The organism is Emticicia sp., from assembly GCF_043780375.1.
Lineage (GTDB): Bacteria > Bacteroidota > Bacteroidia > Cytophagales > Spirosomataceae > Emticicia.
Genome location: NZ_JAYWCU010000019.1, coordinates 1 through 12,078, shown reverse-complemented (window position 1 = coordinate 12,078; position 12,078 = coordinate 1). Strand labels below are relative to the sequence as shown.

The window sequence follows — 12,078 nt, the reverse complement described above, 5'->3', positions numbered from 1 at the left end:
TCCGCACTTAGATGTATATATATTTTCGTTCTCATTCAACAAAGATAACTAGCTATACTCTAATACTCGAAAACTTTTACTCTTTTACTTAATTGTCGCTTATAAGAAAAGTTAGTACAACATGTGTGTAGAATCGCAAATCAAATATACTTATTTAAACAAAATTTAGCAATGAATGTTTTTAGAAATTATTTAAATAATTTCTAAATGATTGATAATCAAGCGAATGAAAGACAAAATTTTTCTACATCAAAATTTTGTCAGTTTCTCAAGAATTACTGTAACTTTACCGCCTTAAAATATAATTCTAAATCGAATTAAGTACCTCAAACTCATTAAATACTATGCAATCATCAGGCTTAAAGCTTAGACTTATCATTGGTTTAGTAATGGCAGCAGTGGCACTTATTAGCTATTACAGCAAAAATCAAGTAAACCCTATTACGGGCGAAAAACAACACATTGATTTGACTCCTGAGCAGGAAGTAGCAATGGGTTTGCAAAGTGCCCCACAAATGGCACAAGAATATGGCGGGCTTTATAACGATAATGAAGTGCAGCAACAAGCCAAAGCCGTAGGTTATAAATTAGTAAAGCAAGTGGACGACGAAGCTAAGAAAAAAGGTATAAATATTCCTTATCAATTCGATTTTCATGTATTGGCCGACGACCAAACTGTCAATGCTTTTGCTTTGCCGGGTGGACAAATTTTTATTACAGTCGGTCTTTTGAAAAGGCTAAAATCGGAAGACCAGTTGGCAGGTGTACTTGGACATGAAATAGGACATGTGATTCATCGCCACTCGGCTCAACAAATGGCAAAATCCGACTTTTATCAAGGATTGGTAGGGGCAGTAGCTACTGCAACTTCCGATGGAACCGGTATGGGTGGTGGGCAAATTGCACAATATGTGGCTCAGATTCAAGAAATGAAATTTGGACGGAACGATGAACTACAATCTGATGAGTTTGGTGTTCGGTATATGATAAAAGCCAATTATAACCCCAATTCGATGATTGAGGTAATGGAGATTTTAGCAGAAGCCAGTGGTGGTCAGAAACGTGACGAATTTATGAGTTCACACCCAAGCCCCGAAAATCGTGTTGCCAAAATAAAAGAACATATCGCAACTTATGGTGGCGGGAAATATTAAGTGCTAAACATATTGAAAAATGGGCAGATTATTAAAAATGCCCATTTTTTATGCCTTTAGTGCATAGAATCGTACCTTTGAAAAAAGAAATAACCAACATTATGAACGTGCTTGACTTAGTTTTTATCCTCCCGCTACTTTATGGGGCTTATCGTGGTTACCAAAAAGGGCTTTTTATCGAAATCATTGGCGTAGTGGCATTTGTAATTGCGATTGTGATTGGTTTTAAGTTTTTGGGATACGGCATGAACCTCATCGCACCAGCCATTGGCGAAAATATGGCGAATCGTTTTTTGCCTTATTTGAGCTTTACAGTTATCTTTTTTCCGACAATATTCTTGATAAATAAAATGGGTTGGATGCTCCGCCGAGCCTTGCGTTTTACAATTTTGGGTACGATTGATGGCTTTGCAGGAGCGATGGTTGGCATATTTACTTGGCTTTTTGGAATTAGCACATTTCTTTGGCTAATGACGAGTATTGATATTAAAATTCCCCAAAAACATATTAATGAGTCGCTTACTTATCCAATAGTAGCGAAAGTTGCTCCAACTGTCATTTCAAAAGTTTCGGATTGGATTCCTGCGGGTGGAAATTTGATAAAACAATTGACAGAAGAAGGCAAAAACATAATTTAAACGAACTTTATGGTGAAGAAAATCAAAGGATTTTTGATGCGAAGTACTATCATTGACCTCGCAACTGGTGTAGTAATAGGTACGGCTTTTCAGAAAATAATCTCTGCTTTGGTAGACAAAATTTTTATGCCAATAGTAGGCGTACTACTCGGAGGTGTAAATTTGAAAGATAGAAATTTCGAGATTTTATCTATAAAAATTGGTTGGGGGGAAGCCTTTCAAGCAACCTTCGACTTTGTGATTGTTGGTACAATTTTGTATTTTTTCTTACGTGCATTAGGGCAAAATACCGAAGTTAAACCTCAAGTTGATGAACTTTTAATTGATATTCGTGAGGAACTGAGAAAATTAAATGCGAAGAATTAGTCGGTGTTTTTTATTTGAATTTAGTTCTCAAACAACCTCACCAAACGACCCGTCACAAAACTAAAAACCAGAGAAATTCCGCAACCTGCAAAAGTAGCAAACATTGCCAAATCAGCACTTACAGGCTTGTAAATTTTCAAGAAATATACACTTAATAGAATCATAACTTGCAAAAGTGCCAACATCCAACCACGATGTGGCTCTAAATATCCAATCAGAAAGCTTGATAATGCCAAAGCCGACATGGCAAGATATGCACCAGAGCCGTAAGTATGGTAAATCACATAAATTACTACTGATGAAACAGCAAGCGAAATACCAATATTTCGGAGGAATGTGAGGTTCATATTTTTGTTTCAAATATTTGAGCAAATGTATCACAGGAACTATTACATACAAAGGAAAACCCTCCCAACGTTTGAAACATTAGGAGGGTTTTTAACTATTTTTTGATATCGACTACTTAATTTTTCCCACTTCCCGAAACACCGCCTGGGGCAGTTGTTCCTGGAGCAGAAACTTTCTTGTCGAAATCACCAGCTTTTACGATAGTGATTTTCTTTGGGTCAATAAATTTCTTCATGGCAGCATTTACTTGCTCAACGGTTATTGCTTCTACTTTTTTCTCGAAATCAGCATCAAATTGAAGCGTTCTGTCCAAATACAAATAGTTATTCAAACGTCCCGAAAGTTCGTTGTCTTGCGAGCGAGAAACACTTCGGCTTTGCAACCAACCTGCTTTGGCAGCTTTCAACTCGTCGGCGGTAAAGCCTTCGGTAACAACTTTGGCAATTTCTTCATAAAATGCTTTTTCTAATTTTTCAGCGTTTTCGGGAGCATAAATGGCATAAGTCATGAAATTACCAGATTTATCCATCGGACTACCGCTTAAATTTGAACCAACGCCATAGCTTAATCCATCTTTTTGGCGAATTCTAACAGCTAAACGTGAACTCAAAAACCCACCCCCTAACATATAATTTCCCAAAACTAAACCTGCATAATCTGGGTCAGTGTCTTGCAATTGAAGATTTTGTCCTGCCAAGAAAAGAGCATTCGCTTTATCAGGCGTTTTGATAGCATTTGCTGTTGGAGCAATGTCTTGGAAGACAGCTTGAATACGTTTAAACGCTATTGGAGCTTTCCAAGAACCAAAATTAGAGCTGATAATTTTACGAACATTGGCTTCATCAAAATCACCTACTACCGAAACTGTTGCTGCCGATGCACCATAAAAATCTTGATAAAATTTCTTCAAATCTTCAACTTTTACAGCTTTGGTGTTTTCCAATTGCTCGTCTATAGTTGCTACATAACGAATATCAGATTTTGGATAAGGGTTCATTGTGCGTTGAAAAGCATTGAAAGCCAAGCCTTGCGGGTCGCTTTTTTGAGATTCGATTCCCGCCAGACTTTCTTGACGAAGTTTCTCAAATTCTTCGGCATCGAAAGTAGGGTTTTTCAACATATCAGTTACGATTGCCAATACTTTTGGTAAATTTTCTTTCGTAGTTTCTATGCTTACATTCACCGAATTTCCACCACCACCAATATTTACTTGTGCTTTTAGTTTATCTAAAGTGTCTTTCAATTGCTGACGACTCATGGTTTTTGTACCTTTATTGAACATTGAGGCTGTAAATTGAGCAATCGTAGCTTTATTTTGTAGTGTTTGTTCATCACCAATGCGAAGCGTAATATTGGTTCTGACCGCATTTCCACGGGTTGATTTTGGTAATAAAGCAAACTCAACTCCGTTTGCTTCTTGACCACGTTTGGTACGACTTTCAATATTTGTTGGCGATGGGTCAAATGCCTCACCTTGGGCAATAAGTGCTTTTCCTTTATATTCTTTTACCAATTCATCTACATTTGGTGTTGCTGGAATTATTACTCGGTCGGGCGTAGCATCTGGAATAAATGTTCCTACGGTTCGATTAGAAGGTTTGAAGTAATATTTTGCTACACGTTTCACATCTTCTACGGTGGCTTTTGTTACGGCATCTCGATATAAAAAAGCTAATCGCCAATCACCTGCACCAATATATTCGCTCATTTGCAAGCCAATTTTATCTGAACTTTGCAATGTCAAGCCAAAGTTTTTCAAAATATCGTTTTTTGCTCGCTCTACATCTTCTTTAGTGATAGTCATTACAGCCACCGAATCGAGGGTTGCAAGCATGGTTTTCTTGGCATCGTCCAAACTTTTATCTTTCAAAACCCCTGCTCCAAAATAGAGAAAAGTAGGGTCTTTATTGGTAAAAGAATAGGAATATTGATAAGATGCTTTTTTGCTTTCAACCAAAGCCTTATAAAGTGTTCCTGCGGGTTCACTGGTCAAAATCAACTGCAAAATGTCTAACGAAGCATAATCTGGGTGGCTTGAAGCACAAATATGGTATAATGCTCCGACAGATTGCACATCGCCAACACGACGCAAAGTTACCGAACGCTCGCCGTCTTGGGTTGGCTCAACCGTATAAGTCGCTTGAAGTTTACGAGTTGGGCGAGGAATGGAGCCAAAATATTCTTCATTAATCATTTTTAAAATTTTTGCCTCGTCAAATTTCCCTGCAACCAATAAAACAGCATTATCGGGCTGATAATATTTTTTGTAAAAAGCCTGTAAATTGTCAATCGGTACTCGTTCAATATCTTCTCGTGAACCGATAGTGGTATTGCCGTAATTATGCCACAAATAAGCAGTTGCTTGAATTCTTTCGCTCAAAACATTCTCAGGACTATTTTCACCAGATTCAAATTCGTTTCGAACCACCGAAAATTCTTTTTCTAATTCTTCTTTTTTGATAAAAGAATTTATCATGCGGTCAGATTCCAAATCTAAAGCCCATTTGAGATTTTCATCGGTTGATGAAAAAGTTTCAAAATAATTGGTTCGGTCGAGCCAAGTCGAGCCATTGGGTCTTGCACCGTGGTCTGAAAGCTCTTTCGGAATATCTAAGTGCTTGGTCGAACCTTTAAAAACCATGTGTTCGAGTAGGTGAGCCATACCTGTTTCTCCATAACCTTCGTGGCGTGAGCCTACCAAATAGGTAACATTCACGGTAGCCGTTTGCTTTGATTGGTCAGGAAAAAGCAATACACGAAGTCCGTTTCCAAGCAAATATTCCGTAATTCCTTCTACAGAAGCAATTTTAATGGGAGTAGGAATCGGCACTTTTTCTTCTACAAGCATACTTTTTTGCTTCTTTTTCCGATTTTTCTTTTTCTGGGCGAAAGCATCGCCTCCCAACATGAAAATACCAACAAGCAGGGCAATCACCAACTGCTTGAAAGTGAAGGTTCGGTAATAATTTAACATAATTTTGAAATAGATTAAATGTGTAAGATATGTGATTCAAGATATGGGATTTTAGAAAATCACACACCTATTTTATAACGAAGAAAGTAATTTAAATAATTTACTCCAAATAGAAAATGTTAAAATGCGTTAATTGTTGATAAAAGGTTATATTCAAACCTTGCAGGTTTTTCACTTATCTTTGTTTATGCAAAAAATCCTTAAAACATATCTTCGTCGGCTCACAAATCTTACTTCGAGAAATCGTTCGTTATTGTTGCTCAATTTGCCCCAAGAACAATTTCTTGATTTGAACGAACTTGATTTTTTAGATGGAAAACCTTCTTTTGAATACATCAATCAACTCATTGCCCAAAAAACAACTATTCCACTTTGTGATATGTTAGATAGTCGTTTGGAAAAAGTTAATGAAGTGAGTAAAGTTTTGCGAAAAATTGCTCGCACTGAGGCTTTTATTGAAGAAGAACGTGGATCAGAAGATTTATACGTAGGTTACCCGTTTGTGAAAGGTAAACTTTCTGACGGAACGGTAGTGCGTTGTCCACTTTTATTTTTTCCTGTAACACTGCAAAATAATGGCAAAAAATGGATTTTAGAAAAACGTGATGAGTCCATAAGTCTCAATCGAAGTTTTTTATTGGCTTATTCACACTTCAATCAAATGAAAATTTTGGATGAATTTTTGGAAACATCATTTGAAGATTTTGATAAAAATAGTCTTGTTTTTCGAACAAAATTATACGAATTATTGAAACATAGTCAGCTCGAAATTAATTTTAATCAAGACCTTTTTTCAGACCAACTTATTGATTATCAACGACTTACAAAACATGACCTGGAGCTATCAGAACTAAATGGTGAACTCAAACTTTTTCCGCAAGCAGTGCTTGGTATTTTCCCACAAGCGGGCTCTTATTTAGTACCTGATTATGAAGCGTTGCTGAAAAACATGGAAGCAGATGAGCAATATTCAGAAAGTTTATTTAAAGTTACAAATAACGAAAACATAGTAATAAAAGAAGAAAACACCTTCCTTCCCTTTGCCGTTGATGCTTCGCAGGAAGCGGCAATTAAGCAAGTGAAAGGAGGAAAATCCCTCGTGGTGCAAGGGCCTCCCGGAACTGGAAAATCTCAATTAATTGCCAACCTAATTGCTGATTTCACGGCACGGGGCAAGCGGGTTTTGGTCGTTTGTCAGAAAAGAGTGGCGTTGGATACTGTTTTTCAGCGATTAGAAAAAGCCAATATGAGCAATTTTGTGGCTTTGGTTCATGATTTTAAAAATGACAGAAAAACACTTTTTGAAAAAATTGCTAATCAAATTGAGCAAATTGATGAGTATCAAAAGAAAAATAAAAGTTTAGATACAATTTTTTTGGAGCGAAATTTTACGCAAATAAGTAGAAGAATTGACAAGGTTTCGGAAGAATTGCAAAGTTTTAAAAATGCACTTTTTGATGAGTCAATTTGTGGACTTTCGGTGAAAGAAATGTATTTGACAAGTAATCATGAAAAACCACATATTAAGTTAGGAAATTTATATAAATTATTTGTGTTTAGTGAGTTATCTGATTTTGAGGGACGATTGAAACGTTATTTTCAGTATGAAGAAAAACTTCGAGAAACACAAGGCTATGAGTTTTGGAAAAACCGAGTATCGTTTGCAAATTTTAGTATTTCAGACCTGCCAAAAATCATTGGAGTGATTGAGGATGTGGCGAATTTTCAAGCAAAAAACACAACAAATTTTTCATTGATGCAACTCAATAGTTTTGATGAAAAAATTGTCGAAAATTTTACACAGCTATTTAAAAACCCACAAGTTGTAGTAGTATTTAATGCCATTGTCAACGAAAAAAAATACATTACAAATCGACAGTTTGATTTAACGAAAATTAATGCCGCAATAGAAAATATTTATACCAATGGTTGGGTAGAAAATACACTTTCAGTATCAGAACTTGCACTTAGAAAAACACAAATTGAAAAAGCATATTTAGCCAGTAAATCTGGGTTGAACTGGTTTTTGTGGAAGTTATTCTCAAAGGATAAAAAAGACATTGAAAACTTAACTTTTCGAAATAAATTATCTTTACAAACAACTGATTTAGTGTTACTTATCAAAAAAATAAACAATCGGATTGCATTTGAAACACTCAAAGAAAAATTAGCCAAAAAAGATATTTTGATTGATGCACAAGAGGGTTTCGATTTGATAAGTCAAACTTTGAAAAATTATATTTTAGCTAATAAGGCAAACACTATTTTTGAAGAAAATATTTTTCTTCAAAAATCCAACTTTAGCCTTCAATATTATCATTATTTAGGGCATTTAATTACCGAAACGAAGCAAAAGATGCTTGGGTGGAAGTTGTATTTGAGAGAGAAACAGATAAGTAAACCTCTGCCCCACTCCATCGAAGAGAGTGGGACTACTGAAACGAAAACTCTCTCCTCGAAGGAGTGGGTCGAGGCAAGATGGCTAAATCAAAATTTTGACTACCTCGTCGAAGCCGACAAACTCAAGAAATCGTTCAGTAGAATAGAGATTGAAGTTGTAGAGAAACTCACCGAAACGCCTAAAGAAGCTATTGCTATTTTTCAAAATTCGCTACGTTTGGCTTGGATTGAGAATATCGAAAATTTATTTCCGCTTTTACGAAGTGTGAGTTCTTTGAAAATGGAGCAAATGGAAGAAGAGTTACAAGAAAGTGTAAAGCAAAAACAAACGCTGAGTCAGGAAATGTTATTGTTAAAACTACGTGAACAGACTTACAAAACATTGGTAGTCAATCGTTTACAAAATACAACAACCTATCGAGAGCTACAACATCAGACTACTAAAAAACGCAAGATTTGGTCGGTTAGAAAAGTTTTGGAAAACTATTCCGACGAAATTTTTAAGCTAATTCCATGTTGGATGGCTTCGCCAGAATCGGTTTCAGCAATGTTTTCAATGAATGTAGCACCTGACAAAAAACTGTTCGATTTAGTGATTTTCGATGAAGCCTCGCAATGCTTTGCTGAGTATGGTATTCCTGCAATTTTTCGAGGAAAACAAGTTGTGATAGCAGGCGACTCTAAGCAATTGCAGCCCAATGATTTGTATCAAATTCGCTACGAAGAAGACTTATCTGCGAGCGACATTTCGTATGAACCAGCTTTAGAAATAGATTCATTACTTGATTTGGCGGCACAATATCTTCCCCAAACTTCGTTACAAGGACATTATCGTAGTCGTTCGTTAGATTTAATTGATTTCTCAAACCAATTCTTTTACAAAAACTCGTTGCGTTTATTGCCTGATTATCATGAGATTAATAAAAATGAACCTTCAATAAATTATATAAAAGTTGAGGGTATTTGGGAGAAAAACACAAACGAAATAGAAGCTCAAAAAGTAGTCGAAATTATTTCTGATTTACAAAAAAACTTTCCTGAGAAAAGTATTGGAGTTGTAACTTTCAATCATAAACAAGCGGAGTCGATTGAATTACGAATTACTGATTTACAGCGTCGGATTTCTATTAAAAACATTGAAAATATTCAAGGAGATGAATTTGATATTGTTATTTTTTCAGTCGGATATGCTCCTAATGCACAAGGAAAAATGTTGATGAATTTTGGCAGTTTGAATCAACAAGGAGGCGAAAACCGCTTGAATGTTGGTATCACAAGAGCAAGAGAGAAGATTTATGTAGTGAGCAGTATTTTTCCGAATCAATTAAAAGTGGAAGATTCACAAAATCAAGGCCCTAAATTATTGAAACAATACTTAGAATATGCCCTTGATGTTTCCAATGGAAAATATTTGCCGAGTATCATTCCTAATGAAAATTTCCGAACGGACTGGTTTTTAAAAGAGCAATTAAAAGCTATTAATCCATTATATATCAATGAGTTACCTTTTGCTGATATTACAGTAAAAACAAACGCTGGCAAATATGAGTCGCTAATTTTGACCGATGATGATTTATATTATGAAAGCATTTCACCGAAAGAAGCTCATGCTTATTTGCCTATGAATTTGCAAGAAAAAGGCTGGAAAATTGAGCGATTGTGGAGTCGAAAGTTTATGAAATAGAAATAAACTACCATTGAGCAACCAAATTTGGCAAAGGAATGAGTGATTTTTTCAAAATATAACTGGCCACTACTGGGAAATGGTCAGAAATAGTTATACCAGACATGGTTTTGCATGATTGTATTTGCCAATCGGAGCTAAAAAATTGTTGATCAATTCGGGCGAAATATGGTTGGCGATTGAGTGTAAAACCCATGCCTTGACCAGCTTCTTCAAAGGCATTTTTAAAGCTAAGTTTGAGCTTCCCGTAAGAATAACCGAAAGGGGTTTCATTAAAATCTCCACAAATAATGACAGGATATTGACTGCCTGAAACATAAGATTCTACTTCTTTCATTTGCTCATCACGTTTCTCAAAACCTTCTTTCAAGCGACAAAAACTATCAAATAATTCAATCCCAAAGGTTTTTAAATGACCTTTTTTAAGGGCATCAATAGCCAAATTGATACGCACACCCATCGACCATAAATGTACATTTACGACCCGAACTGTATCTTGATTATAAGCAATATCGGCACACAAAAAACCATTAATATTAGGTTGATTTTTTCTGTCCCAAACTTTACCGTAGTGTTTTAGAATCGGATATCGGGAAAACAAGGCTAATCCTATTAGTCTATTTTTATCGAAAGGCGTTAGTTTTACAATATTGTTGGCATACTGTGCCTCAATAATTGGATTGGGTGAATACTCTTGAAAACATGCAATATCGGCTTGTAAACTTGCCCAATAATTGTCCTTTTTATTGCTTTTCCCAAAAGATTCACCATTGAAACTTAGTACTTTTAGTGAAGCAACAGGGTCAAAATTTGTCTCACCATTACCAATTCCTACCGTTCTTTTTATCAATGGAACCGTAAGTAAAATCCAAAAAAGACCAACTGTCGCAATCACTTTTTGTTTCTTTATAAACAAAAAACATGAAGATAGCAGACCGCACAAAATGGCTATAGGAAAGCTCATCATAATAAATCCAGCTATCCAATGGTCAAATATTGGATAATAGCAAAAAGCCATTGTTATAAATAAGTAAATTATGGCTGTGTAAGCAATTGGATATTGACGAAAAGTTTTGACTATGGAATGTGCTATTTCAAGAAACATTTCACTAAAAATTTCGGCAATTGCCAACAGAAATATTTTAAAACCGTAGAATGACATAGTTGAATTAATGAAAATGAATAATCGATTTGAACCCAAACTAAATCATCAAAGTTTGTTATAAATTACAAAGACGACCTATGTTCCGAAAAACATAGACCGTCTTTGAGATATACTTTATTTATATTTTACTTTACTTCAAAAGCACCGTTTCCTATTTTGAAGCCTTCAGAATAAAGCTCCACATTATATTTACCTTTGCTATAACTTGTTCCTTTTCCAGAAACAATATCTACTTTTTGGTCATTATTTTCAAATGGCACGCTTTGTTTAAAGCTATATCCAATTTCTTTTCCATCGGCTTGTACAATACCACCGTTGCCATTTTCAAGTACCGCACCATTTGCATCAAGTACTCTTACATAGATATCCTTGTTGTTTTGTGCAGCAATTGGATTATTTGGCATGATAAATGAAACTTTCAATTGGTCAATTCTTGAGGCTTTGTATGCACCTCCTTCACGTTCTTTCCCTTTAGATGATAAAGCGGCAACTTGAACATTTACTGCTTTCATTGCTGAAGCTAAACTCACTTTACGTTGTAAGTCATTATTTTTAGAAGTGAAATCTTCAACCGTTTGTGTCAAAGTTGTTGACAATGCTTCTTTTTCAGTTTTCAAACTGGTATTTTCAAATACTACTTGTTGTTTTTCTGTTTCAAGTGTTTCAGTACGAGCTACCAAAACTCCATTTTCTTCTTTTAATTTACGAATATCATCGTCTTTTGCTACTAAGAATGTTTCGTAATCTTTAATTTTATTCTCATACTTGTTCATTGAAAAACTAAAATCAGATTTCAATTTTTTCTTATCATTTTCTAATTGAACCTTCATTGCTTCAAGTTCAACTATACTTCCTCCTAAGCTTTGAACCTCAACTATTTTTTGGTCTAAAGACTTAGAAATTGAATCTAACTTAATTTGTGTAGTAGAAAGTTGCTCTACCTTTGAGGTCAACGATTTTTGGAGTTCGAGAGTCTCATTTCTTGCTCCCATAAATAAATAGCCTAAAAGAGCTAAAATTCCAACTAAAATACCGATGGCTACTTTAAGAGTGCCTTGATTGTTGTTTGTTCGTGAATCCGTTGTTTCCATGATTATTAGATCGTTATGATTATTAGATTGTTTAGATTATTAATTCATGATACAAATGAACAACACTGATGTTAAAGAGGACTTAAATCGACTTTAAATTTACCTTAAAATTTAATAGACTTCCTGCGAAAGTATATTATGATTGAAAAATAGTAGATTTTCAAGCGAAAATTGAGGAAATTTTGAAAGCATAGCACCGCTACGGTTGAAAAATTTGCTCAATTTGTAGCCGAAAAGATGGTGTTTTTCGACTTAAAA

General features: G+C 35.2%; 8 protein-coding genes. 4 read left to right on the top strand and 4 right to left on the bottom strand.

What is annotated here, in order from left to right; all coding sequences use genetic code 11:
• The first annotated feature begins 344 nt into the window (after positions 1 to 344).
• From ACH2CJ_RS01635 to mscL, 3 genes are read left to right on the top strand one after another with little or no spacing between them, the layout of a single operon-like run.
• A complete protein-coding gene (locus ACH2CJ_RS01635; RefSeq protein ID WP_394990329.1) occupies positions 345 to 1,154 on the top strand; it encodes a M48 family metalloprotease in 810 nt (269 codons plus the stop codon).
• Between the two features lie 50 nt (positions 1,155 to 1,204).
• Entirely contained in the window at positions 1,205 to 1,792 is a 588-nt protein-coding gene (locus tag ACH2CJ_RS01630) for a CvpA family protein (RefSeq protein WP_394990328.1), read from the top strand.
• Between the two features lie 9 nt (positions 1,793 to 1,801).
• Entirely contained in the window at positions 1,802 to 2,158 is a 357-nt protein-coding gene (gene mscL / locus ACH2CJ_RS01625; protein ID WP_394990327.1) for a large conductance mechanosensitive channel protein MscL, read from the top strand.
• A gap of 20 nt (positions 2,159 to 2,178) precedes the next feature.
• Here mscL and ACH2CJ_RS01620 read toward each other — a convergent pair whose 3' ends face one another.
• Both ACH2CJ_RS01620 and ACH2CJ_RS01615 read right to left on the bottom strand, forming a co-directional pair.
• Entirely contained in the window at positions 2,179 to 2,505 is a 327-nt protein-coding gene (locus tag ACH2CJ_RS01620) for a hypothetical protein (protein WP_394990326.1), read from the bottom strand.
• 116 nt (positions 2,506 to 2,621) lie between these two features.
• A complete protein-coding gene (locus ACH2CJ_RS01615) occupies positions 2,622 to 5,480 on the bottom strand; it encodes a M16 family metallopeptidase (RefSeq protein WP_394990325.1) in 2,859 nt (952 codons plus the stop codon).
• A gap of 187 nt (positions 5,481 to 5,667) precedes the next feature.
• Here ACH2CJ_RS01615 and ACH2CJ_RS01610 point away from each other — a divergent pair, with 187 nt between their 5' ends.
• Positions 5,668 to 9,564 (top strand): AAA domain-containing protein, encoded by a 3,897-nt coding sequence (locus ACH2CJ_RS01610; protein ID WP_394990324.1) that lies wholly within the window; start codon positions 5,668 to 5,670, stop codon positions 9,562 to 9,564.
• A 7-nt stretch (positions 9,565 to 9,571) separates the two neighbouring features.
• On the opposite strand, the gene ACH2CJ_RS01605 is transcribed toward ACH2CJ_RS01610, so the two are convergent.
• Complete coding sequence (locus tag ACH2CJ_RS01605) at positions 9,572 to 10,726, bottom strand: endonuclease/exonuclease/phosphatase family protein (protein WP_394990323.1); 1,155 nt, start codon at positions 10,724 to 10,726, stop codon at positions 9,572 to 9,574.
• A 128-nt stretch (positions 10,727 to 10,854) separates the two neighbouring features.
• The gene (locus ACH2CJ_RS01600) at positions 10,855 to 11,820 is read right to left on the bottom strand and encodes a hypothetical protein (protein WP_394990322.1); all 966 of its coding nucleotides are present in this window, start codon (positions 11,818 to 11,820) and stop codon (positions 10,855 to 10,857) included.
• Positions 11,821 to 12,078 lie beyond the last annotated feature (258 nt).

Coding starts and splice junctions, on each gene's coding strand:
- ACH2CJ_RS01635 (WP_394990329.1), top strand. CDS start 345: ATGCAATCATCAGGCTTAAAGCTTAGACTTATCATTGGTTTAGTAATG.
- ACH2CJ_RS01630 (WP_394990328.1), top strand. CDS start 1,205: ATGCCTTTAGTGCATAGAATCGTACCTTTGAAAAAAGAAATAACCAAC.
- mscL (WP_394990327.1), top strand. CDS start 1,802: ATGGTGAAGAAAATCAAAGGATTTTTGATGCGAAGTACTATCATTGAC.
- ACH2CJ_RS01620 (WP_394990326.1), bottom strand. CDS start 2,505: ATGAACCTCACATTCCTCCGAAATATTGGTATTTCGCTTGCTGTTTCA.
- ACH2CJ_RS01615 (WP_394990325.1), bottom strand. CDS start 5,480: ATGTTAAATTATTACCGAACCTTCACTTTCAAGCAGTTGGTGATTGCC.
- ACH2CJ_RS01610 (WP_394990324.1), top strand. CDS start 5,668: ATGCAAAAAATCCTTAAAACATATCTTCGTCGGCTCACAAATCTTACT.
- ACH2CJ_RS01605 (WP_394990323.1), bottom strand. CDS start 10,726: ATGTCATTCTACGGTTTTAAAATATTTCTGTTGGCAATTGCCGAAATT.
- ACH2CJ_RS01600 (WP_394990322.1), bottom strand. CDS start 11,820: ATGGAAACAACGGATTCACGAACAAACAACAATCAAGGCACTCTTAAA.